Origin of the sequence: Lentilitoribacter sp. EG35, from assembly GCF_040784015.1 — a bacterium.
Classification (GTDB): Bacteria; Pseudomonadota; Alphaproteobacteria; order Rhizobiales; family Rhizobiaceae; genus Lentilitoribacter.
Window position 1 is genome coordinate 496,184 of the sequence record NZ_JBFNGQ010000001.1, and the last position, 24,384, is coordinate 520,567.

The window sequence follows — 24,384 nt, forward strand, 5'->3', positions numbered from 1 at the left end:
TTCGGCGACATACTCTCTCCATGTCGCCGAAGGACATTCCCACTCACACTTAGCTTAAAGCGCAATGAGATAATATCATGTCCGCCACACATCCCCTTTGGGAATTCGTCAACATCAGCAAGAGCTATCCCGGTGTCCTTGCCAACGACAAAGTTTGTATCAAACTTCTTGAAGGTTCGATTCATGGTTTGTTGGGCGAAAATGGTTGCGGCAAATCCACGATGATCAAAACACTTTCCGGTGTGCAGCAGCCCGATAGCGGGAAAATTTTGCATCGTGGCCAATCAGTACAGATAGGCGATCCATTGGCGGCTCGTGCTAAAGGGATTGCCACTGTTTTTCAGGAGTTTTCAATTGTTCCCACTCTTTCAGTTGGTGAGAATATTTTTCTGGGCAATATGCCAAAAACAAGATTTGGTGCAATTGATTGGAAAAAAGTTCACGCTGATGCAGCGCAAGTTCTTGTCGAGATGGAAGTTGACATTTCTACCGAAACCATAACGGGTCAACTGTCAGTTGGCGAACAACAGCTGGTTGAAATCGCCAAGGCAATTGCCATGGATGCGCAGATGATTATCCTTGATGAACCCACCGCCGCGTTGGGTGAGGATGAAATTGAACGCCTGCACCAACTCTTGCGCCGAATGCGTGATCGCGGAACCGCAATTCTTTATGTTTCCCATCGCTTGGATGAGGTTGAACGTATTGTGGATGAAGTTACGATATTGCGAAATGGACAGGTTGTTCGAGCAAGTGGTGAAACAGAAATTAGCGTTAGCCAGATCGTCAGCGCAATGGTTGGTGAAGATATTGGAGAACACTACCCAAAAGAACACAACACTTCGGCCGAAATCGTACTTCAAGCAGATAAGCTTTGCACGAAAAATGGCGTGCGCAATGTAAGTTTTGATCTGCACAAGGGTGAAGTACTTGGGCTGGGCGGTGTGCTTGGTAGTGGGCGAACTGAAATTGCCCGCGCATTGTTTGGTGTTGATGCTTTGACAAGTGGCAAGATTATTTTGGATGGAAAACCACGGCGTTTTTCCAATGAAATGCAGGCTATCAAAGCAGGGTTGGCTCTGGTTCCGGAAAATCGAAAATTTGATGGCTTGTTCTTCAATTTTCGAGCCAGCGGCAACATAACAGCTGCATCACTATCGGAAATTTCCAAGATGGGGATTCTCGATCTTGCGGCGGAAGAAAGCGGCACTAAACGGCTCATCAAAGAGTTGGAAATTTCGGCACAGGCGGAAGAAAAAACCGTGAACTTTCTGTCGGGCGGAAATCAGCAAAAAATCGTTATTGCACGCTGGCTATTTTCCGATGCGAAGGTGCTTATTCTGGATGAACCGACACAAGGTATTGATATCGGAGCAAAAATTGCTGTCTACAAGTTGATCAACACTCTGACTCGTTTGGGCAAGTCTATTATTCTCATAAGTTCAGATCACGACGAATTGCTCGCCATGAGTGACCGTGTCGCAATTGTGCAGCACGGCGCGATCCAGCGGATTGAAGATGCTTCCAATCTGACACACGACGATCTTGTTAGGGCTTCAACAGAGCAAACTAAATCAACTAAAATACAGGTGAACGCATGAAGCGGATTTTTGATACGCAGCTGATAGGGCCATTTGCAGCGCTAATAATTGTAGCAATGATCGTAGCGCTGACAACAGATCGTTTTCTCAATCCTGGAAACCTATCCAATTTGTTTTTGCAGGTCAGTATTGTGGCATTAATCGCTATTGGTGCAAGCATAGTCATTTTTGCAGCCGGCATTGATTTAAGTTCGGGTTCGATGGTTGCGCTTTTAACAATGGTCCTTGCTCAAATGCTCAAATTTATGGGCATTCCGCTGGCTCTTGCCGTGCCGCTTATTCTTCTTGCGGGTGCTCTGCTTGGGCTTCTACTCGGCTTTATCACGGCATATGGCCGTATACCCTCGTTTATTACTACTTTGGCTGCCTTGATTGCATTTCGGGGGCTGGCGCTAACTTTCAATAATGGCTCCCCAATCTTCTCACTTGATCCCGGGCTAGAACCTATATTTTACGGCAAACTTGCTGGTATCCCGCTCCCCTTTTTCTATCTCGTCGCGTTCTATGGCCTTGCCGCATATATGATGAATTTCACCAAGCTTGGCAGAGAAATTTACGCAGTTGGCGGTAATCCGTCAGCAGCTGTGTTGACGGGCATTAATGTACGCAAGGTGCAGGCAATGACGTTTGCAATTGCCGGATTAATGACAGCCGTCGGTGCGGTTCTCATGTCGGCACGGTTAAACTCAGGCTCCCCAAATTACGGTCAGACATTGGAATTGCAGGCTATCGCGGCAGCGGTTGTTGGCGGGGCAAGTCTTGCTGGTGGGCGCGGTAACATTCTGGCCACTTTGATGGGCGCCATGACCATTGTGATTGTTCAAAACGGATTAAACCTAAATGCAGCACCATCATCAGTTCAAAATATTGTTCTTGGTCTGATCATTCTAATGGCAGTTGGCATTGATATGTGGCGCGCAGAAACCACCGAAGTTCTGCAACGGGTTTTCGGTAAATCAACAAAAGGCGGAGAAGGTTAAATGGATCTTGGATTGAAAGATAAACTTGTTCTTGTCACTGGTTCTGGTTCAGGTATCGGCAAAGCAACTGCAGAAACTTTTTTGAAGGAAGGTGCACGCGTCATCATCCATGGTTTAACAACGGATGAAGTCAATGCATGTGTAAAAGACCTTTCACCGCTGGGTTCGGTTGTTGGTAAGGCGGGAAATCTGACAAAAGCCGATGAAGCAATTGCCTTATGTGATTTTGCACAACAGCAGGGCGACATTGATGTTCTTGTCAATAATGTTGGTGTCTTTTCGGTAAAAGCTTTTGAAGACCTGACTGATGAAGATTGGATGCAATATTTTGACATCAACGTGCTGACGGCAGTTCGCATGAGCCGTGTGCTTTTGCCAGCAATGCTCAAACGAGGCGTTGGATCGATTGTCAATCTTGCCAGTGAAGCGGGCGTGAAACCATTGCCACAAATGATCCATTACTCTGTTACCAAAACTGCCATGTTGGGCCTTTCCCGAGGAATGGCAGAGTTGACCAAGGGCACTGAAGTGCGGGTGAACTCTGTATTGCCTGGGCCCACTTGGACCGAAGGCGTGAAAGCCTATTTTGATGGATTGGCCGAACAAAAAGGCGAACCATTGGATCAAATTATTCAAAACTACTTCAAAACAGATGAACCAACATCACTCATCCAGCGTTTTGTCCAAGCTGATGAAGTTGCACGAACCATAGTCACTGTGGCGGCGAACAAAGCCGTCAATGGCGGCGCCCACCGCGTTGAAGGCGGTATCGTCCGCAATATTTTATAATTTCACTTAATTAAGGAGCCATCACATGGTCGCACTCACATTCTCTCATATTGGTATCACAGTTCCAGACTTGGAAAAGGCCGTCGAGTTCTACTCAAAAGCTTTTGATCTATACGTCATTATGGGCCCAACAGAAATTCAACACGACGAAAGCGCCATTGGCCAAATGTGCGACGATGTTTTTGGCGAAGGTTGGGGTTCGTTTCGTATTGCCCATCTTTCTATGGCAGACGGCACAGGCATCGAGCTTTTTGAATTTCCAAACACAGTTGAAGAGGAGCGCCCGTTTGAATATTGGCGTCGAGGCCTGTTTCACTTCTGCGTTCAAGATGAAAATGTTGAGGAACGTGTGAAGATCATCGAGGGGCTGGGCGGTAAACAGCGTATGAACCAAGTGCGTAAGTATTATCCCGACGAAAAGCCGTATCGCATGGTCTACATGGAAGACCCATTCGGCAATATCTTTGAACTTTATAGCCATTCATATGAGTTGACCTATTCGGCAGGTGCCTATGTCTGATTTTAAGCCGATTTCAGTCAGGGAAGATCGCCCGAAGGTCGTGATCACTGATTATGATTACGGCAATGTCGATATCGAGCGTGAGATACTTGAATCTGTTGGGGCACAGGTTGTCCCCCTTCAGAGCAAGAAAGAAGAAGATTTGTTCGATGCAGCGGCAGATTGTGCGGCGATGATCAATCAATATGCTCGTATTGGAAAAAATACGATTATTCGGATGCAAAAGTGCGAAGTTATCGCCAGATACGGTGTCGGGGTCGATATTGTTGATGTCGATGCGGCAACTCAAAAAGGTATTTTGGTCACTAATGTGCGAGATTATTGCACAGAGGAAGTTGCTGACCATGCAATATCAATGTGGCTAACCTTAGCGCGTAAACTGCCAGATTATGATCGGGCGACCCACAATGGTATTTGGCAATGGCAAAGCGGCAAGCCAATTTATCGTTTGCGTGATCGCACAATGGGTGTTGTCTCATTTGGCAAAATTGGGCAAGCCATAGCCGAACGTGCTAAATCCTTTGGAGTCCGGGTGATTGCTTACGACCCGTTTCTATCGCCAGAAAATGCTGCACAATACGGTGTTGAATTGGTCTCAAAATCAGAACTTCTTACCTGTTCAGATTATATTTTGATGCAAGCTCCAATGACGCCAGATACCAAGCATTTTCTATCATATAGCGAGTTTGCGGCAATGAAGCCTGGCGCGATTGTTGTTAATACCGGGCGCGGCCCAACGATTGATAATGCTGCACTTTATCATGCGTTGACGGAAGGTCACATTGCAGCTGCCGGTTTAGACGATCCTGAAGAGGAGCCGGCAAAACGTGCAAATTGGACACCCGTCGATAATCCTATTTTCACATTGCCAAACGTCTTGGTCACGCCACATGCAGCTTATTATTCAGAAGAATCTATTGAAGCTGCGCGAGTTACGGCTGCGACGCAGGTCGCTAAAGTTCTCACAAAACAATCTCCGGATTATCCGGTAAATGCAGATGCGCTGAGCGCAGAAAAAAATATAAAGGAAAAAAAGAATGCTTAAGGTTTTTAATGATTTTGACCGACGTCCGGATTTGTTAGAAAAGTTTGATAAAGTCATTGAAGCTTATTCAGCTGCGGCAATTTTTGCGGATGTGCAATATCGTACTGGCGTTATGGATAGCGGCATCAAACCTGCTTTTCGTGCCAAGGTCACTGGACAAGCGGTGACTGTGCAGCTCTCCAAAGGAGATCTTGTTGATCCGCTCAAAGCTCTTGAAATGGGGCAGGCGGGTGATGTGATTGTTGTTGATGCTGGTGGTGACCTAAACACATCTGTTTGTGGTGGGCTCATGGGTGGCCTTGCACAAAACCGCGGCATTCGCGGGATGATTGTTGATGGCGCTGGTCGAGATACAGATGAGTTGGAAGATATCAAGTGGCCAATCTGGACCCGTGCAATTACGCCACGCGGCACACACACCATGTTTTCAGGGCGGAAAGAAGAGCTCTCTATCAATGTCTCAATAGCTTGCGGTGGTGTTATCGTAAATCCTGGTGATTTTATCGTCGCAGACCTAATGGGTGTTACCGTGATACCTTTAGAAAAGGCCGAAGAGATTGTTAAACTTGCTCAAGAGCAGGCAGATCGAGAAGAGGAAACTAGAAAATGGGTTGCCAAAGGCAAAACAGTTGAGGATCTCCTGAATGAATTTGGCCGTATCTAAACCGACCTTGATTGGTATAGACTGGGGTACCTCATCTCTGCGCGCCTTTTTAATAGGTGCGCGGGGTGAAGTATTGGATAGTATCTCGAAACCTCAAGGGATCATGCATATTGAAAATGGAGATTTTGAAACTGTCTTTGGCGAGTTAGTTCAGAATTGGATCGCAAATGGTCCTATCCCTGTTATTGCATCGGGTATGATAACGAGTCGAAATGGTTGGGTAGAAACACCCTATGTGAATGTCCCATCCGGAGCGGCAGAATTGGCAGATTCACTTGTTCCGTTTAATACGGAAAGCGGTATGACCATACAGTTTGTTACAGGCATGACAACGGAGCAAAACGGAGCCCCTGACGTTATGCGCGGCGAGGAAACCCAGATCATTGGTGCATCAGCGCTTGGTATTTGTGATGGTGTTTTTGTCTTACCTGGCACACATAGTAAGTGGATCACTGTTAAAAATGATCGTATTGAAAATTATGCGACATTCATGACAGGAGAGGTATTTAGTGCACTCCGAATACATACAATTCTCCGTACATTGATGGAAGAAGGGCCGTTTCATGAAGGTGGGTTCCGGATGGGTGTACAAGCAGGTCTATCAAAAGGAGCGCGACTTCTACACGATCTTTTTAATGTTCGAACCTTGCCGCTTTTCAATAAAATTTCCGGCGAAATGGTAGAGGATTATCTATCGGGCATGCTTATTGGTGCTGAGATAAGTGGTGTTGATCATAAATCTATTGTGGGGCCGGTAACAATCATTGGAAATGACAATCTTACAGACAAATATGAGATCGCGTTAGATGTCGCCGAATTGAATTGCAAACGAGCACCCGATGATATTGTTGCACGCGGACATTTCTTGATCGCCAAAACAGCCGGCCTTATATCATAGGAAGTTAAAATACAGCACTTGAGATTCTTGATGATGATGGTTCCTCGTGGGCTCCAACCCACGGGTACTCATATAATTGGAAGATCTTGGTTATAGCGTGTAACAATGGGGTCAGAGCTGAGGTAAGAATTGACATGCCGTATAATTATAGCCTTGTCCCCATTGTAAGTCCGCGCTTGTTAGGCTTGCAATGGCCTGACCACGGTCTGGCAAATATTAGCAATGATACACGATTTCTGTTCCGTGGGCTCTCTACAAAGATTTATCTCAGTTTTCTCAACTCCGGATCGATTCTCCATGAAACAGCCAAAACACTCCTTTTTAATGTTCACGACAGGTTACATCTGGTAACATTCAGCCTTAGTTTGTTAACAGACTCTAAATATAACAGGCGTGACTAAGAAAATTGTGTCATTTGTGCAACAAGTCAGGCCTAAGCTGCATTGAATAAATCTTCACAGCCTATTTCTCGATTGATATTCAATACACTGCCTCTATGTTCAATCTCGAAGCGTGGCGGGTAACGTCTATCTTCAATATTATAATTAGGGATTGAGACAGGGGTTGCTGTTTCTAGCATTTCTCAAACCCGCCCAAACTTTTGACTGGAGGTCAATTATGACAATTAAGAGCCTACTTATCGGTTCAGCAGCTGCAGTAGTAGCAGCTTCAAGTGCACAAGCTGCAGACGCAGTTGTAGCAGCAGATCCAGAGCCAGTAGAATACGTACAAGTTTGCCAAGACTTCGGCACAGGTTACTTCTACATTCCTGGTACAGAAACTTGCCTAAAAATCGGTGGTTATGTTCGTGCGCTAGCAACATACACTGACGTATCAGGTGGTTCAGCTGCAGATACTACTACTTTTGATCACGATGTTCGTCTTACTCTTGATGCAAATTCATCAACAGAGCTAGGTACACTTGCTGCTCACGTTCGTTTGGATGAAACTGGTACAACTACTGCTGCTCGTCGTTTGAATGTTGACCGCGCGCACATCAGCATTGGTGATGGTAACGTATTTAACATTGGTTTGAACGGTTCAATCTACGATTCTTCAATCGTTGGTGAGCAATTCTTCAACCCTGAAGGTTCTACTGGTAACCAAGTTCAGTACACAGTTGCTCTAGACTCAGCTACTTTTTACGTACAAGCTGTAGCTGGTACTACTACAGGTACTGGTGTTCCACAAACAATCGCTGGTGATATTGCTGCGCGTGTAGACTTCGCTGCTGGTGATCTTGGCGTTAAATTGTTCTACGGTTATGATGGCGACAATACTTCTACTGCTGGTGGTCGTTCAGGTGCTAAAATCGAACTTTCATACATGGGCTTTGGCGCATACTATGCTTGGTCTGAAAAAGGTAACGGTAACTTTGCTGGTCTAGCTGGTACTACTGGTACTTCATTCGGTTCAGGTGCTAAAAACGTATTCGGTGTTGGTTATGGCTTTGATGCAACTGATAAGTTGAACATCGCTTTTGCAGCGGATTTTGCTGATGGCATCCAAAATGTTGGCGCTCGTGATGCATATGGTATTTCTGCAATTGCATCATACACAATCGTTGAAGGTCTAGTTGCTGACGCTCGCGTTAAGTATTGGGATTTCAACAATGCTGCGACAACAGGCAATGCTGCTCTTACAGACCGTACAGAAGTACGTTTCCGTTTGACACGTTCTTTCTAATCTCCTGATTAGATAGTTACATTGAGAACCCGGTGGTTTTTCCGCCGGGTTTTTTTGCTTTCAATTAGCATTGACTGGCTGAGTTAAGTGTGGATGTATATTTATACTTTTCCAAGTCCAATTATTTTTGCTAACGTAGAGTATGTTTAAAAAATTCAGCAAATATTTTTGGCCCGGTCTTGTGAGTACCATCCTTCTTACAACACTTGCGATTTGGTTCTATAGTGAGTCAAATAACCCAACACTTGCCACTGGTGAGGAGCTAGGCCTGACAATTGAATCTTGTCTTGTAGGTTCCTGCGACACCACAGTTTAATGCCAATAATCAATCTAAAATGAATTATTGAGAATATTATTCTGTTATTTGACGTTCTTTTTCGTTGAAAATGAAAAATTCTTGCTTGGAAGCCTAAAGCTTGTCATATTTTGCCGGGTGACAAATAGCGTTGAATATATCAGTGGTTCACATTGTTTATTCAGACGTGATTTTTTGGTATACCCTCTAGCTAGAGAGGGATAGGAGGTAAGAAATGTTAGGACACTTAATAGCACATATTTGGATATGGCTTTTGGCAGCTTTCGTCATTGGAGCGGTCATTGGTTGGATTAATTATAAATGCAGCGATGCATGATAAATAATAATAAAAGGGGTGGAGCATCATCATGATGGTAATTTTAACGGCTATATTAATTATAGTTGCATTTGTAATAGGAGTGCTGGTTGGCAGGATATTGAAGATGTCGTTTGGCTGCTCTGATAAGGATAGTAGTTCTAATACTGCATTGGACACCAAATCAGGTTCATCTTCTGCGTCGAGTACCTCGAATGAAAGCGTATCTGCTGCCTCAGCAGGGTTCGTGTCCACAGACAATAATAAAGCTGCAGATAAGGATACGCAGACGAAAACCCGAGCGGCAAAAAAATCTACGGGAACTAAGGCGAAGTCTCCAGCAACTAAATCTAATGCAGCAAGCAAGACATCCACCGGGAAATCGGTGGCAAAGAGTTCAAAAGCTGCACCTGCAAAAGCAACTAAAGCTAAGAAAAATACCCCGGCTACTAAAGCAAAACGTGCTGCGACAAAAACTGTTGCCGCAAGTAATACTGCCGATGATTTGAAGCTCATTAAAGGCGTCGGTAAGATGAATGAGACAAGGCTCAATAATGAAGGCATCACGACTTTTGCACAGGTTGGCTCGTGGAAGAAGGCAGATATAGCGGAGTTTGACGAGAAGTTGAATTTCAAAGGTAGAATTGAGCGGGAAGAATGGGTGCCTCAAGCAAAAGCACTGGCGAAAGCAAAGGCCAAGACTACTTCAGCGAAACCGGTAGCAGCTAAGAAGGCTCCTGTTAAAAAGGCAGCACCTATAAAATCGGCCTCCGCAGCAAAAACTGCTACAAAAAAAGTGGCACCTAAAGCTTCCGTGAAGAAGGCTGCTGTGAAGTCAACGGCGAAAAAGGCATCTACACCAGATGATTTGAAGCTGATAAAAGGTGTCGGAAAGTTGATTGAAACCAAGCTAGCGAAGGAGGGTATAACCTCTTATTCACAAATCGCGGCATGGAAGAAGGCCGATGTTACGGAGTTTGATGAGAAACTTTCATTCAAGGGTCGAATAGAACGGGATGATTGGATTAAGCAGGCTAAAGTTTTGGCCAAAGGTGGTACAACAGAGTTTTCTAAACGTGCTGCCAAAGGTGACGTGCCCAGCTCCAGCTAAGAGATTTTAGATCATTCATTAAAGCCCGGGCCTATTCCGGGCTTTTTGGTGAGTTGAGAAAATCGGTAATACTATGCTCTATCCCATCTCCCATTAGATTTGGAGGATGTCCTTGCCCAGGCATTGTAATGCTTGAATGTTGAGGATGTATGTCGCTCATTTTTTCGACAATACGGTTAGAAAGTAGGCTTGAATTCGCACCCCTTATCGTAAGGATTGGGATATTGCTAAGAAGTTTAAACTGATCCCATAGTGCAGGTACTTCCGTATCTTGATTGATATCAGATATGGAGTTCGCGATAGTCGGGTCAAAGTCGGCAACAATCTTATTATCCTTTTCGATATAGATATCTTTCGCTATGTCCATCCAATCATCGTCACCAAACGCGGGAAAGTTAAGTCTATGTATTTCTTTTTGGATAGATGCCGCATCAGCCCAACTTCTTGGCCGCGTTGATTTAAAAAGATACTTCTTGATATCGAGCAGGCCCTGTAGCTCTAGTTCTGGTCCAATATCATTAAATATAATCGATGAGATTATATCTAGTTTAATAGTCGCGATAATATGCAGGATGAGGCCGCCGCGTGAGGTGCCAATAAAATATGCTTTGGCGATTTGTAGCCAATTGAGAATACCGAGAACATCTTGTGCCTCACGCAAAATATTGTAGTTGGCTTTGTTGTCATCCCATTGAGATTTGCCTCGTCCACGATAATCAACGCTGATGACACGGTATGATTTTTTACTGCTGTTGCAAAGGTGAGTAGCTAATTTATGAAAATCTTTTGAGTTTCTTGTCAGTCCTGGCAAGCATACGACTGGCCTGGTATTTAATTCTTCCTTGTTCGCAGAATAATCGCGAACATATAATTTTAGGCCGTCATCTGACTGAAAATAATGCTCTTTGTACATCAAATAACCAGATCAACGACCGAATCGTAAGTCTTTTATGATGTTTGCTTTTTGACCGAGGCGGGTTTTGTAAACCTGATAATTTTCGATCACGCGTTGAACGTAATTTCGCGTCTCAGTGTATGGAATCATCTCCACCCAATCGACGACATGTTCAATGCTTTTTCCCTGTGGATTTCCAAATCGTGCGATCCACTGGGGTACGCGGCGAGGGCCGGCATTATAGCCTATAAAGGTCATGATATAAGAGCCATTGAAGTTTGCAATTTGCTCATTTAGAAAATGGGCACCTAATGTCGCATTATAGGCCGCGTCTGTGGTCAGCCGTGATTTTGAGTATTTAAGCCCATATGTTCGCGCTACTGTTTTTGCTGTTGCCGGTAGAAGCTGCAATAGTCCTCTGGCGTTTGCTGGTGATATTGCTGCTTTGTTAAATGTGCTTTCCTGGCGGGCGATAGAATATGCTAAAGCTGTTCCAGTGCCGGATATGTTGGCCTTTTTGGGAATGGCACCTAGAGGGAAGGCGAGGGCCGCCACATCCAAACCTCGTCGGTAACCAATTTTCCCAACTTGCAATGCAAGTTGGTAATTGCCACGTTTTTCTGCCATTGCGGCTAACAAAGCCAGTTCGCCCGGGCTTGTAAGTTGTTGTGCTGCGGCACGGTATAGTCGATCACTGCGCCAAGCATGCCCGCTTATTTCAAGTTTCTTGATGGCTTGTACATATTCGCGTGATGCAAAGTTTCTGCGGTCAGCAGAACTTGGTTTTGGGTATCTAACGTTCAGATTTTTAATATTCAATTTCGCACTTGCAAGCTGGCCATAATATGCCGTTGGATATTGCGATGCATGGCGATAATACTCGGATGCTTTTTTAGATTTTTTCGCTTCTGCGGAACGACCAAGCCAATACCATGCTCGCGATTTTGACTTTGGTGTCGTGGCATAGTCAAGAATTTTAGAGAAGTGTTTGATGGCGGTATTGGGTTTTTTGAGGCCTCGCAATGCGAAAAATCCCGCATGAAATTCCGCTTCAATTCGATCTCGTTCTGATACAGCAAGATGGTTTGCTGCTATCTTATAGGCAGCGGAAGCGTTTCCGCGTTCATATAGAATTCGGCTGACAATACGTTGTTCAACCCACCATTCGCCTGGGTTTATCAGGCTGTTTGGGTCTCTTGGTGCTTTAACAATGAGTTTAGCAACCTCATTGAAACGCTCTTCTCGTCGCGCGCGTTCAATTTTTGTAAACAGGTAACTAGGATCTTTACGCCAACTTCTATGAACGGATTTTATAAGCTTATCGGCTTTAGGTTGTTTACGTATGGTCGCAGCACGCGCTCGATAAAGTGATTCTGCACCAGCTAATTTGGAAAAGCGCTCTGCTTGGGTGACCCGATCTCGATATAAAAGCATATCCATGCGTCGTTTATGGTCTGCTTTGCTGAGTAGAGAAGAAAACTCTTTTAGAATTAAATTTTCTTCCTTCTTGTCAAGTCGCTCATTATGCCAGAATGGTAGTAATACAGTTCGGGCATTCTTCTTTCGCCCCTTGCTTTTCAATGCGCGGGTTAAAATTATTGCACCTTCTGCTGTTTTCGGCTTCGCATTGCCAAACGCAGCAATCACGGTGTTGGCTGGAGGGTTTTCTTTAAGTAGGGCTTTTTCCCAACGATAACGCAGGGTGGTTAAACCAGGCCATGATTTAAGTTCAGCCATTGCCATCGCAATCTCGGATGATGGTATATCATTTAGTCCGGATTGGGAAATCGCCCAGGTTAAAATATGCCGATCTTGCGAGTTTTTTCGCATTCCATTGCGAATAGCGCGCGCGCGATTTTGATCTTTTTTCCCGAGCGCATCTAAGCCTGATTGCAACGAACCACTCACCGCAGGTACAAATGACGACTTGACGATTGCGCCGGTTATTTGAGCGTCGGTTATTGTCGGTGCTATAGTGGCATTCTGATCACGTAGAACTGGAACGGGTATATCTGCCGGCGGAAGCGGGTTTGCATAACTTGCACATGTTGCAAGCATTGCGATTATAAAGGCAGCTTTACCGAGTTTTTGGCTATACATATTTTGTTCCAAATGAGTTTGATGTCTTCACAATATACAATTAAGTGGCAATTTAACGACAAGCGATGAAACAAACCTTAACAAAACCTTATTTGGTTAATCAAAACTTGAAATAATTACAATTTGGCAACACGGGTATATTAAAATTTCAAAACTTGATTGTTTTGCTTGCGGCGGGTGCCTGCTGAGATTATGGTGCCGAAAATTTGAAGCATTTATGCAAGTTTATTCCCGAATTGAATTGGGTACTAGGAGATTGTAATGTTTAGTGGTTCCATGCCAGCTTTAGTCACGCCATTTGATGCAAATCATGATGTAGATGAAGCCGCATTTTCTAAACATATAGATTGGGTTATTCGTGAAGGTAGCAACGGTGTTGTGCCTGTTGGAACAACAGGTGAATCTGCTACTTTATCCCACGATGAACATAACCGTGTCGTGGAAATTTGTGTTGAGCAAACGGATGGTCGAGTCCCGGTCATTGCCGGTGCAGGTTCAAATAATACAATAGAGGCAATTGAGCTTTCGCTTCATGCAGAAAAATGCGGTGCTGACGGGCTTTTAGTTGTCACGCCTTATTATAATCGACCAACGCAAGCCGGGCTATACCAACATTTCAAGCTTATCGCACAAGCAACAAAACTACCGATTTTGGTTTATAATATTCCCGGTCGTTGTGCTGTCGATATGAGTGTGGACACAATGGCAGCGTTGACAAAAGATTTTTCTAATATTGTTGGTGTAAAAGATGCGACCGCTGATATGGTTCGCGTAACACAAACACGAGCCGCGTGTGGGCCTGATTTTTGCCAGATGTCTGCGGAAGATGCTTCTGCGCTGGGTTTTTATGCCCACGGTGGTGTTGGCTGTATTTCTGTAACAACTAATGTCGCGCCTAAGCTTTGTTCACAATTTCAAGCAGCCCTTGCCGCTGGCGATTTCCTGAAGGCATTAGAGTTGCAAGATTTGTTGATGCCGCTTCATGATGCTATTTTTGCTGAACCTGGTGTTGCGGGTGTAAAATATGCCCTATCCAAAATGGGGCGTATGGAAAATACACTTCGCTCGCCGATGCTGCCGGTCACGCCGGAAACTGCTAAGAAAATTGATTTAGCTTTGAAGCATGTCGGTATAGAGGCCTAAAGTGGACTCATATGGCAGCTAAGAAGAAAAAGAAATCAGATCCTAATAAAAAGATAGTGGCTGAAAACCGGAAAGCTAGATATAATTTCGAGCTTTCCGAGAACTTAGAGGCTGGTCTTATGTTGACGGGAACAGAAGTCAAATCATTGCGTGAGGGGAAAGCAAATATTGCTGAATCCTATGCAACATTTGAAGACGGCGAAGCATGGTTGATCAACTCATATTTGCCTGAGTATTTGCAAGGCAATAGATTTAATCACGAGCCGCGTCGTCGCCGTAAGTTATTGATGAGCAAGCGGGAAATGAAGAAGTATAATGATGCTATCGATCGCGAGGGCATGACAATTGTTCCGCTTAGAATCTACTTTAATGAAAAAGGTCGCGCGAAAATTGAAATAGCCTTGGGTAAAGGTAAGAAACTTCATGATAAGCGGGCATCTGAGAAGGCGCGTGATTGGAACAAGCAGAAAGCTAAGCTGCTTCGTGATCGCGGATAATCTATTTGGCTTCGCTATCAATGTAATTTCTCACTGAACGGAATACGGCTTCAAACATTTTCTCGGTCAGACGGCCAGTATTGGTATTGTAGCGAGAGCAATGGTAGCTTGAAAAAACTTTAAGACGGCCAACTTGTGTGACTTTGTTATGACCAAATGGGTGTTGCGATACGCGCTCATTAAGTGTGCGAATAGTGCTATCGTGTGAGATTTTTCCTAAAGTGACAATTGCTTTCAGGTTTGTATATGATGAAAGCGTTGCCTCCAGAAATGGACGGCAATTGTTTATCTCTTGTCCAACTGGCTTATTTTCGGGTGGTACACATCTAACGGCGTTGGTGATTGCTGCTTCTTTCAGCGTAAGTCCATCATCAATTGATGAGCCAAATTCACCGTCACTAAAGGCAAATTTTTTCAAAGTTGCATATAGTAGATCACCAGCGTAATCACCCGTGAAAGGCCTTCCTGTTCGGTTAGCGCCACGAATTCCGGGGGCTAACCCGACTATGAGCATTTTTACACTCTTTGCACCATCTGGTGGCAGCCATGTGGGGACGGGACCGTTGAACCAGTCTGGGTATTTTGCGCGCGTTTCAAGAATGTATGTTCTCAAGCGAGGGCAAATCTCGCAATCATGGTCTGGGTCTGTAATGAGATTGGTCATAAAAAAGTACCTGATTGCCGCATAATTTTGTTCTGATTTACTAAAGTCAATAATATAGCGGACAAAAAACTACAATTGATTGGCGTAGATCTACCTAAAAAACTTGTATTTTGAGGCAATTCAGTTTATCGCAGGGATAATTCTAATCATAAATAATTTGCAGAGGACATGACATGGCACGCGTCACAGTCGAAGATTGCATTGATAAAGTAGATAATCGGTTTGAACTTGTTCTATTGGCAGGTCATCGCGCACGTATGATTTCGCAAGGCGAATCAATCACAGTTGATCGCGATAATGACAAAAATCCAGTTGTAGCATTGCGTGAAATCGCTGATGAAACACTTTCAACAGGTGATCTAAAAGAAGATCTAATTCATTCGCTTCAAAAACATGTTGAAGTTGATGAGCCTGAAATGAATACAATTCCTGAAGATGATGTTGTCGAAGAAGTTGCTGCTGGCGATACAATCATTGTTCAAGATGAGCGTCCTGAAAAAGTTACGTTTGATAACATGACAGAAGAAGAGTTGCTTGCAGGTATACAAGGTCTTGTGCCACCTGAAAAAAGTGACGACTATTAATTTTTCTCTTCCGCCAGTGCGGAATTCGTGAGATGTTTATGACCTAGCCATAGAGTTCACACTCTTTGGCTAGGTTTTTGTTTGTCTTAATAACGGAGCTGCTCATAAATGATCCGCCAGTACGAGCTTATAGAGCGCGTGCAAGCGTATAAACCTAATGCTGATGAGGAAATCCTCAATAAAGCTTATGTTTATGCAATGCAAAAACATGGTAAGCAGACGCGGGCAAGTGGAGACCCTTACTTTTCGCACCCGCTAGAAGTTGCCGCTATTTTGACAGAAATGAAGCTTGATGAGGCGACAATTGTTGTTGCATTGCTTCATGATACGATTGAAGATACCAGCGCCACACGAGCGGAGATCGATGAGCTATTTGGAGAGCAGATAGGGCGCCTGGTCGAGGGATTGACGAAGATCGAGCAGCTCGATCTTATCTCGCGTAAGGCAAAACAGGCAGAAAATCTGCGGAAACTACTTCTTGCTGTTGCTGACGATGTGCGTGTTTTGCTCGTTAAGTTGGCAGACCGATTGCACAATATGCGGACGCTTGATCACGTGCCACCTGAAAAGAGGCAGCGTATTGCTGAGGAAACGCGTGATATTTATGGTCCGCTTGCCGGCCGCATGGGTATGCAGGGCATGCGCGAAGAGCTGGAAGCGCTTGCGTTTAAATATGCTCATCCCGAACATTATGAAATGGTCACTAAGCGTCTGGCTGAATTGTCTGAACAGAACAAAGAAGTGATCGCAACGATTGAGCAGGGGTTGGGCAAGCTTTTCAAGGATAATGATCTTAAAGTCGAGGTCAAAAGCCGATTGAAAAAGCCATACTCTGTTTTTCGAAAAATGGAGTCCAAGTCACTTTCATTTGAGCAGCTATCTGACCTTGTCGGGTTTAGAATTATCGTAAGCGATACAGCAGATTGTTATCGCGCACTGGGTATTATTCATACGCGATGGGCAGTGGTGCCCGGACGTTTTAAAGATTATATATCCACTCCCAAACAAAACGATTATCAATCCATACATACCACAATTGTGGGCCCATCTCGTCAGCGTGTTGAACTTCAAATCAGGTCCGAGTTTATGCATGCTATTGCTGAACGCGGCGTTGCGGCTCACTCGTTGTACAAAGATGCTTCGGTTGAAAGTAAAACGCCTCAAATTTCAGAAGAATCGAATGCGTATAATTGGTTACGTAGAACGCTGGATGTTCTATCTGAAGGTGACAGCGCGGAAGAATTTTTAGAACATACAAAGCTTGAACTTTTCCATGACCAAGTATTTTGTTTCACGCCAAATGGAGCTTTAATTGCATTACCAAGAGGGGCAACGCCGATTGATTTTGCATATGCTGTTCATACAGATGTTGGCAATAGTTGTGTTGGCGCCAAGATTGACGGCATATCCATGCCGTTGGTCACTCAACTTTCCAATGGTGATCAGGTTGAGATTATTAGATCCGAGAAGCAGGTCCCACCACTTGCATGGGAAAAGATCGTTACCACAGGCAAAGCAAGATCAGCCATTCGCAAGGCCACACGTACGGCTATGCGAGCACAATATAAGGATCTGGGTGAACGAATATTGGTTCGCGCATTTGAGAAAGTTGGAAAAGACTTTTCTCCAGAACTTTTGGTGCCAACTCTTTCTAAACTCGGTCACACAGAGGTTGATGATATTTTTGCATCCATTGGTCGTGGCGAATTGACATCATTAGATGTTATTGCGGCTGTGTTTCCAAATTATAAAGAAGAGCGTAAATCTACCGGAAAACCAACCAGTGATGGTTGGTTTAACCTTAAAAGTGCTGCGGGATTGATCTTCAAAGTTCCAAGTCTGTCAAAATCTGCCAAGGCGAAAAGAGGGCGCCGGGAAAAGATACTACCTAAATCAAAAAATGCCATGCCCATTCGAGGCATGGATACCGATATGGGCGTGGAATTTGGCCCGACAGGAGCTGTGCCAGGCGATCGCATTATTGGGATTGTACAACCAGGTAAGGGCATTGTTGTCTATCCCATACAAGCTCCACAACTATCAGCATTTGAAGATGAGCCAGAAAAATGGATCGATATCCGATGGGACATTGATGAGGCGAGCGAAAATCGTTTTCCTGCGCGTATTATTGTTACGGTCGTGAATGAGCCAGGTGTTCTTGCCAAAGTTTCGTCGGCAATTGCAAGTTCGGACGCGAATATTGAAAACCTGATTATGGTATCTGCTGCTGACTTTAAAGAGATGACGTTTGATTTAATGATCTGGGATCTTAAGCAACTCAATCAACTGCTTGCACAATTAAAAGCCTTTCCATTCACTTCATCGGCAGAGCGGGTCTACGAATAGACTGATAAAATTTCGGTGAGATCACAGTATTTTCATTGAATTGTCGAATTATCAACATAAGTGTTGGATAATAAGATTTAGGCTCGCACCAGCTTAGTGGCTAAAATTAAAACATATGTGTGATTAGCCGTTGAACTGGCGATCGATTTGGAGTTATGACACTGGTGCGCGGTGGAGATTCAACTCGCGGCTTTTGAGCCGTTTACTATAGATATTGGACTTAATAATGCTGTTTAGGCGTAGGGAACCAGAGGGACGTTGGACGCGTATTCGCACCGCGCTTTGGCCGCGCCGTTCTTTTGCACGATCTATCCAGTATTTTGTTAAGCGTGTAATCCGTCTCACTGCTTCACCACATGCCATTGCAGCGGGTGTCGCGGCTGGAGTTTTTGCGTCATGGACACCTTTTCTTGGGTTTCATTTCGTTATTGCTGCTGTTTTGGCATTTCTACTTGCAGGCAATTTAGTTGCATCCGCCATTGGGACCGGTTTTGGAAACCCAATTACATTTCCTTTTATCTGGGGTGGCACACATAAATTGGGAAAATTTATTTTAGGTGATCGTTTTCACTCTGGGGATCATAATATAAATTTGTTTCAACACTTTCGACATGGTGATTTTAGCCAACTTTGGGAGCCGCTCTTAAAACCGATGGCTATAGGAGCTATTCCGCCAGGAATTTTCTGTGCGATTATCTTCTATATTGTAACCTATTGGGGGGTTTCTGTTTTTCAAAATAGGCGGAAGTTGTTGGCGAGCCGAAATTGATAAATTTACGAAAGCAAGCAAGATGATTATCGGCTTAGGTAGCGATATGACTGATATTCGCCGAATAGAGAGAACCCTTGAACGATACGGTGAAAAATTCACGGAACGCTGTTTTACTGATATAGAAAAGACAAAGTCTGACCGAAGGAAAAATCGAGCCGCATCATATGCGAAGCGATTTGCGGCAAAAGAAGCGTGCGCTAAAGCTTTAGGGACAGGAATTTCGCATGGTGTCTTCTGGCGAGACATGGGAGTTGTCAATTTAACCAGTGGCAAGCCAACAATGAAGCTGACAGGGGGCGCATTGATGCAAGTTAATAAAATGCTGCCAGACGATCATGATGCAAATATCCACCTGACTATTACGGATGATTTTCCTTGGGCGCAGGCTTTTGTAATTATTGAGGCTATCAAGCGCTGAAAACACCAACAAGCTTGCTGTTGAGCGCGCTTGCCTGTAGAGAAACTCCAGATATGATAATAAGGAATGAATTACGTGGCTGATAAAGCAGAAGATAAAGGCAGTTCGCTGTCTGAAAATATAAAAGTACTTTTTCAAGCTGTATTACTTGCAGTTTTTATTAGAACAATTTTGTTTCAGCCGTTCAGCATTCCGTCCAGCTCTATGGAAAACACGTTACTTGTTGGCGACTACCTTTTTGTATCTAAATTTTCCTACGGTTATTCAAAATATTCCCTGCCATTTTCGCCTGATTTATTTGATGGTAGAATTTTAGGTAGTGAACCAGAGCGTGGTGATATTATTGTTTTCAGACCTAATCATGATTTGGGTACTGACTATATCAAGCGCCTTGTTGGGTTGCCGGGTGATAAAGTGCAGGTTAAAGAGGGCGTATTACACATTAATGGAACGCCCGTGAAACGCGAATTGTCAGGCACTTATAATCCGAGTGAGTCGGATGGTGATGGTGTACCGATATACACCGAAACATTACCAAACGGCGTGACCTATAAAACTCTTGATTTGAGCCCAATTTCGCCAGGTGATGACACGCGAGAATTCCTTGTTCCTCAAGGGCACTATTTTCTAATGGGCGACAACCGCGATAACTCATCAGATAGCCGTTTTGCTGTAGGGTTTGTTCCATTTGAAAATCTGGTTGGTAAGGCGCAAGTTATTTTCTTCTCAATGAAAGGCGGAGCATCTCCGCTTGAATTTTGGAAATGGCCAACATCCGTGCGCCTTGAACGGATTTTTACATCGCTCGCCCCATGATGGCCCCTGCGATGAATTCTAGTCGACAGGCTTCACTTGCTGAACTTGAAGGCGTCATTGATTACCAGTTTTCTGACAAGGGTAGGCTTGATCGTGCGTTAACGCACTCAAGCGCTCGTGATCCAAAGGCAGGAAATTATGAACGGTTAGAATTCCTAGGTGATAGAATTCTAGGGCTTTGTATTGCTGAGTTGTTGTTTGGGAGATTTAACGAGGCTGCAGAAGGTGAACTATCGGTTCGGTTAAATAATCTCGTCAGCGCGGAAGCATGCGCAAGTGTTGCCGATGATATTGCAATACATAACTATATCTTGACCGGTTCTGATGTTAAGAACATTAAAGCATCTACAATGTTAAACGTTCGCGCCGATGTGATGGAATCATTGATTGCGGCTATTTACCTTGATGGTGGTTTGGAAGCTGCACGCGCATTTATTTTGAAGTTTTGGACATCGCGGGCATTAGCGGAAGTTGCTATTCGCAGGGATGCGAAGACAGAGCTTCAGGAGTGGTCGCATGCGCAATTTAAGAAGCCGCCTGTTTATAAAGTTTTGAAGCGCAGCGGGCCAGACCACGCACCTGAATTTGAGGTTGAGGTTACGATTGGTGAGTTAGCGTCAATTACAGGCAAAAGTGGCTCAAAGCGCAGCGCAGAACAATCAGCCGCGGCGGCATTCTTGTTGCGTGAAGGTATATGGTCCGAAGGTGACAAGTAATGACAGCGAATGAACAAAGCAATAATGTGAAAACTAAATCTGGTTTTGTTGCACTAATCGGAGCTCCGAATGCCGGTAAATCAACACTGGTTAACCAATTCGTCGGCGCCAAGGTTTCGATAATATCTCATAAGGTGCAGACCACACGTGCTATCGTCCGCGGAATTGCCATCTATGATAAATCTCAGATCGTTTTTGTTGATACACCGGGAATTTTTAAGCCAAAGCGACGTCTTGATCGTGCGATGGTTTCTAGCGCGTGGGGTGGGGCTCGCGATGCGGATATTATCCTGTTTATGGTGGATGCACAGAAGGGCTTTGTTGGCGATGCCAAAAACATTCTGGAAAACCTCAAGGATGTAAAGCAACCAAAATGGCTCGTCATAAATAAAATTGATCAGGTGAAGCCGGAAAAGCTACTTAAACTTGCGCAAGAAGCAAATGATGTGGTTGGTTTTGATGAAACCTTCATGATTTCTGCGTCGCAAGGTTTGGGATGCGAAAAGATACTCAAGGCTCTTAATGATAAGTTGCCGGATGGTCCTTGGTATTATCCGGAAGATCAAATATCTGATCTGCCAATGCGCCAGCTCGCTGCGGAAATAACACGCGAAAAAATTTATCACCGCTTGCATCAAGAGCTTCCATATTCATCCCATGTGGAAACGGAAACGTGGGAAGATAGAAAAGATGGATCTGTTCGAATTGAGCAGGTGATCTATGTAGAACGAGATAGTCAGAAGAAGATTGTTATTGGCAAAAAAGGCGAAACAATTAAAGCTATCGGCAAGGCAGCAAGACTAGAGTTCGCGGAAATTCTTGAACAAAAAGTTCACCTTATTCTATTTGTGAAGGTTCGTGAAAATTGGATACATGACCCTGAGCGTTATCGCGAGATGGGGCTTGATTTCCACGAATAGTCAGTCAATCTACCTATTATGGAATGGGTTGACGAAGGAATCATACTAGGCGTTCGCAAACACGCCGAAACCAGCGCAATTGTTGAGGTCATGACGCGTAATCATGGCCGTCACCTTGGTTTGGTTAGGGGTGGGCGTTCGCGTCGTATGCAACCTGTGTTACAAACAGGTAATTCAGTCGATATAGTTTGGCGCGCTCGTTTGGATGAGCATCTTGGCAGTTTTCAGACCGAGCCTGTAAAAATGCGTGCGGCGCAACTTATGGAAAATGCAATTGGTGTAAACGGAATTCAGGCTCTGGCTGCAATTTTGCGCTTCCTTCCTGAGCGAGACCCGCATGAAAATCTATACGAAATTCTTGAAGTTATTATTGATAATTTAGAAGCGCCGGCTGATGCAGGGGAGCTTTTTGTTCGTTTTGAATTGACCGTACTAAATGAACTGGGTTTTGGGTTGGATCTTGAGGCATGCGCGGCAACTGGTACGAAATCGGAGCTGTCCTATATTTCTCCAAAATCGGGCCGGGCCGTTTCTGCGCAAGCGGGTGAGCCTTGGAAGGACAAGCTCTTCCTTTATCCTGAATTTTTGCATACGGAGAAGAGGATGGCTGCGACGCAGACTAATCTTATCTCAGCATTTGCAATGACCAACTTTTTCTTTGATCGGCATATCTATACACCCCGCGGTGTTGAACCACCTATCTCTCGAGAGAGTTTTATTCAGGCTCTTATTCGGAAAATGGATAAAGACGATGAAGGTATTTAAATTTTGACTGATCCATAAAAATAATTGAATATGCCGATATTCAGGAGGGAATATTATGCTTAATACCTTGATGCGCATTAGTATAATGATGTTTATTTGGTTAGCTACACTGTCAGCATATGCGCAGGAGTTTGATCCGAATTCGAGTGAGTTTGATCCAGACAAGCAATTTGTCATTACGCCCTTTGGTGCTATCATGGGGGATCCTGTTCAGGTCAAAGTGTTGGGTAAAGACAAAGTTGGTTTTACGGTCGTCACTGTGACACCCACTTCTGATGGCGTAACAGCAATGCTTTCGATTATTGAACCACAACAGAATGGCGAACCCGGCGGTGGTCATGCACTTATGATGTCGCTTGTGGAAGTCGAGCAGCTTATGAAGTTACTCAACGATACTCAGAACGCTGATGTGGTGAGTCTTGAGAATTATGGTGAGCATCATAAACTCGTTGGGCGCGTTACGGAACCTAATGCGCCGATGGGTGAAATTGCTGTGCTTTTTAATGCTAAAGATGTTGAACGAAACAACATTCGTATCGTTCATATATTGGGTGGTACGCCGCAATTATTTGAGTTTTCGGCCGCAGGGATTGAAAAACTCATAAGGCAGATTGGCCACTATGTTGAAAAAGCGGAGACAACTGCCGAGGCTACAAAGCTCTAAACTGTTAAGCGTGAGTTGGTTTGAATAACAAGATTGGAGCTAGTCGAGGGGCAATATGAACGGATTACCTTGGCTTGCTTCGCGACCTCGACCAATGGAATTGACCGCTTGTGAGAGTTTTCCGCCGCGATCAAGAAGCTTGTCACCAATTTCAATGATCCGTCTATTGGGAGTGGCGCTTGGTGATGCCTCACGAAGCCGATTTGCAAGTTCGTGATCATTTTGTTCTGGCTTAACTGCCATCGAGGATAAAAGAGCAGCAGCTGGTGATCTGGATACGCCAAACCAGCAATGGATGAGAAGCGGGTTTTTCTGATCCCAGTTCTGCGCAAACTCTATTACGCTTGCAACGTGGGCTTCATCAGGTGAGATCAGGCCTGCGGTATCAAAGTTGATATCGTTCATACCGACGTGCAAATGGCATTCTGGTGAAATCTGTGCTGGTCGTTCTAACTCATGACCTGGGCTCATGAGGCTTATCATTCGTTTGCATTGATGCTGTTCGGCTACATCTGCGATATTTTCAAGTGGACATACAACAATGTAGCTCATCGCGATTCTTTCTGTGTCGACGCTTTATTGTTTATCACATTACGTTCAGAATCAATTTTCTCAAACCTAGCTTTGAATAGGGTTTCAACATCATCGATTGGCAAAGGCTCTATGAGAAGTTGATCTTTTGTTATATTTTTGGGTTGTCCAAAGAATGATCTGGCTTCTTTGTCTGAAAAACCTGCAAGTAGAACAGCTTCGAAATATGCCGAAATTTGATCGGCTTTTTTGATTTTCTTTTTCAGTTCTGGCGAAATGTCCGGCGTTAAGCCATACCGAAGGTGAATTGCAGCCTCAAGCCGTTTTTCAATCGACTTATAATTATCGCCTATGACGGCCTTGAACGGCGAAATCATATCACCAACAACATATTCTGGCCCATCATGCAGTAACGCAATGAGTTGCTCATCAGGCGTAGGGTTGGATATGATGGTAAAGATTTGTTCCACTACGAGCGAATGTTGCGCAACAGAAAATGCATATGGTCCGTTAGTCTGACCATTCCATCTTGCAACGCGCGCTAGTCCATGAATGATGTCTTGAATTTCAACATCGAGCGGTGAGGGGTCTAATAGATCAAGCCGCCTGCCAGATAGCATACGTTGCCAGACCCGTGGCATATTACCG

The 24,384-nt window shown here is 44.4% G+C and carries 26 protein-coding genes; 20 read left to right on the forward strand and 6 right to left on the reverse strand.

The window, feature by feature from the left end:
- Nucleotides 1–77 precede the first annotated feature (77 nt).
- The 8 genes from AB2J24_RS02275 to AB2J24_RS02310 all read left to right on the forward strand — a co-directional run bounded on the left by AB2J24_RS02275 (nucleotide 78) and on the right by AB2J24_RS02310 (nucleotide 8,183).
- Nucleotides 78–1,601, forward strand: coding sequence for a sugar ABC transporter ATP-binding protein (locus tag AB2J24_RS02275; protein WP_367384272.1), 1,524 nt, complete (start codon nucleotides 78–80; stop codon nucleotides 1,599–1,601).
- Complete coding sequence (locus AB2J24_RS02280) at nucleotides 1,598–2,581, forward strand: ABC transporter permease (protein ID WP_367384273.1); 984 nt, start codon at nucleotides 1,598–1,600, stop codon at nucleotides 2,579–2,581. The genes AB2J24_RS02275 and AB2J24_RS02280 overlap by 4 nt, the downstream gene beginning before the upstream one ends.
- Nucleotides 2,582–3,370, forward strand: a complete 789-nt coding sequence (locus tag AB2J24_RS02285) for an SDR family NAD(P)-dependent oxidoreductase (RefSeq protein ID WP_367384274.1) — start codon at nucleotides 2,582–2,584, stop codon at nucleotides 3,368–3,370.
- A gap of 25 nt (nucleotides 3,371–3,395) precedes the next feature.
- The gene (locus AB2J24_RS02290) at nucleotides 3,396–3,890 is read left to right on the forward strand and encodes a lactoylglutathione lyase family protein (protein ID WP_367384275.1); all 495 of its coding nucleotides are present in this window, start codon (nucleotides 3,396–3,398) and stop codon (nucleotides 3,888–3,890) included.
- Nucleotides 3,883–4,935: a C-terminal binding protein gene (locus tag AB2J24_RS02295; protein ID WP_367384276.1), complete on the forward strand. Its 1,053-nt coding sequence runs from the start codon at nucleotides 3,883–3,885 to the stop codon at nucleotides 4,933–4,935. Before AB2J24_RS02290 ends, AB2J24_RS02295 begins: the two co-directional genes overlap by 8 nt.
- Nucleotides 4,928–5,599, forward strand: coding sequence for an RraA family protein (locus AB2J24_RS02300; RefSeq protein ID WP_367384277.1), 672 nt, complete (start codon nucleotides 4,928–4,930; stop codon nucleotides 5,597–5,599). Before AB2J24_RS02295 ends, AB2J24_RS02300 begins: the two co-directional genes overlap by 8 nt.
- Nucleotides 5,580–6,497, forward strand: a complete 918-nt coding sequence (locus AB2J24_RS02305; protein ID WP_367384278.1) for a 2-dehydro-3-deoxygalactonokinase — start codon at nucleotides 5,580–5,582, stop codon at nucleotides 6,495–6,497. The genes AB2J24_RS02300 and AB2J24_RS02305 overlap by 20 nt, the downstream gene beginning before the upstream one ends.
- Nucleotides 6,498–7,115: 618 nt before the next feature.
- Nucleotides 7,116–8,183, forward strand: coding sequence for a porin (locus AB2J24_RS02310; protein ID WP_162652495.1), 1,068 nt, complete (start codon nucleotides 7,116–7,118; stop codon nucleotides 8,181–8,183).
- A 542-nt stretch (nucleotides 8,184–8,725) separates the two neighbouring features.
- On the opposite strand, the gene AB2J24_RS02315 is transcribed toward AB2J24_RS02310, so the two are convergent.
- Nucleotides 8,726–9,310, reverse strand: a complete 585-nt coding sequence (locus tag AB2J24_RS02315) for a hypothetical protein (protein WP_367384279.1) — start codon at nucleotides 9,308–9,310, stop codon at nucleotides 8,726–8,728.
- Between the two features lie 16 nt (nucleotides 9,311–9,326).
- Here AB2J24_RS02315 and AB2J24_RS02320 point away from each other — a divergent pair, with 16 nt between their 5' ends.
- Nucleotides 9,327–9,905 (forward strand): hypothetical protein, encoded by a 579-nt coding sequence (locus AB2J24_RS02320; RefSeq protein ID WP_367384280.1) that lies wholly within the window; start codon nucleotides 9,327–9,329, stop codon nucleotides 9,903–9,905.
- A 31-nt stretch (nucleotides 9,906–9,936) separates the two neighbouring features.
- On the opposite strand, the gene AB2J24_RS02325 is transcribed toward AB2J24_RS02320, so the two are convergent.
- Nucleotides 9,937–10,818, reverse strand: coding sequence for an alpha/beta fold hydrolase (locus AB2J24_RS02325; RefSeq protein ID WP_367384281.1), 882 nt, complete (start codon nucleotides 10,816–10,818; stop codon nucleotides 9,937–9,939).
- A 12-nt stretch (nucleotides 10,819–10,830) separates the two neighbouring features.
- Entirely contained in the window at nucleotides 10,831–12,900 is a 2,070-nt protein-coding gene (locus tag AB2J24_RS02330) for a lytic transglycosylase domain-containing protein (RefSeq protein ID WP_367384282.1), read from the reverse strand.
- A gap of 261 nt (nucleotides 12,901–13,161) precedes the next feature.
- Here AB2J24_RS02330 and dapA point away from each other — a divergent pair, with 261 nt between their 5' ends.
- Nucleotides 13,162–14,043, forward strand: coding sequence for a 4-hydroxy-tetrahydrodipicolinate synthase (gene dapA / locus AB2J24_RS02335; RefSeq protein WP_367384283.1), 882 nt, complete (start codon nucleotides 13,162–13,164; stop codon nucleotides 14,041–14,043).
- Between the two features lie 11 nt (nucleotides 14,044–14,054).
- Nucleotides 14,055–14,540, forward strand: coding sequence for an SsrA-binding protein SmpB (smpB, locus tag AB2J24_RS02340; RefSeq protein ID WP_367384284.1), 486 nt, complete (start codon nucleotides 14,055–14,057; stop codon nucleotides 14,538–14,540).
- A gap of 1 nt (nucleotide 14,541) precedes the next feature.
- Here smpB and AB2J24_RS02345 read toward each other — a convergent pair whose 3' ends face one another.
- A complete protein-coding gene (locus AB2J24_RS02345; protein ID WP_367384285.1) occupies nucleotides 14,542–15,204 on the reverse strand; it encodes a uracil-DNA glycosylase in 663 nt (220 codons plus the stop codon).
- A 173-nt stretch (nucleotides 15,205–15,377) separates the two neighbouring features.
- Between AB2J24_RS02345 and rpoZ the strand changes: the two genes are divergently transcribed.
- The 9 genes from rpoZ to AB2J24_RS02390 all read left to right on the forward strand — a co-directional run bounded on the left by rpoZ (nucleotide 15,378) and on the right by AB2J24_RS02390 (nucleotide 23,205).
- Entirely contained in the window at nucleotides 15,378–15,788 is a 411-nt protein-coding gene (gene rpoZ / locus AB2J24_RS02350) for a DNA-directed RNA polymerase subunit omega (RefSeq protein WP_162652488.1), read from the forward strand.
- Between the two features lie 108 nt (nucleotides 15,789–15,896).
- The gene (locus AB2J24_RS02355; RefSeq protein ID WP_162652487.1) at nucleotides 15,897–18,134 is read left to right on the forward strand and encodes a RelA/SpoT family protein; all 2,238 of its coding nucleotides are present in this window, start codon (nucleotides 15,897–15,899) and stop codon (nucleotides 18,132–18,134) included.
- 226 nt (nucleotides 18,135–18,360) lie between these two features.
- The gene (locus AB2J24_RS02360) at nucleotides 18,361–18,903 is read left to right on the forward strand and encodes a DUF2062 domain-containing protein (RefSeq protein ID WP_162652486.1); all 543 of its coding nucleotides are present in this window, start codon (nucleotides 18,361–18,363) and stop codon (nucleotides 18,901–18,903) included.
- Nucleotides 18,904–18,925: 22 nt separating this feature from the next.
- Nucleotides 18,926–19,324 (forward strand): holo-ACP synthase, encoded by a 399-nt coding sequence (acpS, locus tag AB2J24_RS02365; protein WP_367384286.1) that lies wholly within the window; start codon nucleotides 18,926–18,928, stop codon nucleotides 19,322–19,324.
- 66 nt (nucleotides 19,325–19,390) lie between these two features.
- The gene (gene lepB / locus AB2J24_RS02370) at nucleotides 19,391–20,140 is read left to right on the forward strand and encodes a signal peptidase I (RefSeq protein WP_174244217.1); all 750 of its coding nucleotides are present in this window, start codon (nucleotides 19,391–19,393) and stop codon (nucleotides 20,138–20,140) included.
- A gap of 11 nt (nucleotides 20,141–20,151) precedes the next feature.
- Nucleotides 20,152–20,856: a ribonuclease III gene (gene rnc / locus AB2J24_RS02375; RefSeq protein ID WP_162652483.1), complete on the forward strand. Its 705-nt coding sequence runs from the start codon at nucleotides 20,152–20,154 to the stop codon at nucleotides 20,854–20,856.
- A complete protein-coding gene (era, locus tag AB2J24_RS02380) occupies nucleotides 20,856–21,776 on the forward strand; it encodes a GTPase Era (protein ID WP_162652482.1) in 921 nt (306 codons plus the stop codon). Before rnc ends, era begins: the two co-directional genes overlap by 1 nt.
- Nucleotides 21,777–21,794: 18 nt before the next feature.
- Nucleotides 21,795–22,541, forward strand: a complete 747-nt coding sequence (recO, locus tag AB2J24_RS02385) for a DNA repair protein RecO (protein WP_367384287.1) — start codon at nucleotides 21,795–21,797, stop codon at nucleotides 22,539–22,541.
- Nucleotides 22,542–22,596: 55 nt separating this feature from the next.
- Entirely contained in the window at nucleotides 22,597–23,205 is a 609-nt protein-coding gene (locus AB2J24_RS02390) for a hypothetical protein (protein ID WP_367384288.1), read from the forward strand.
- A gap of 39 nt (nucleotides 23,206–23,244) precedes the next feature.
- On the opposite strand, the gene AB2J24_RS02395 is transcribed toward AB2J24_RS02390, so the two are convergent.
- Both AB2J24_RS02395 and AB2J24_RS02400 read right to left on the reverse strand, forming a co-directional pair.
- Nucleotides 23,245–23,757: a tyrosine phosphatase family protein gene (locus tag AB2J24_RS02395; protein WP_367384289.1), complete on the reverse strand. Its 513-nt coding sequence runs from the start codon at nucleotides 23,755–23,757 to the stop codon at nucleotides 23,245–23,247.
- Nucleotides 23,754–24,377 (reverse strand): YfbR-like 5'-deoxynucleotidase, encoded by a 624-nt coding sequence (locus AB2J24_RS02400; protein ID WP_367384509.1) that lies wholly within the window; start codon nucleotides 24,375–24,377, stop codon nucleotides 23,754–23,756. Before AB2J24_RS02400 ends, AB2J24_RS02395 begins: the two co-directional genes overlap by 4 nt.
- Nucleotides 24,378–24,384: the final 7 nt, after the last annotated feature.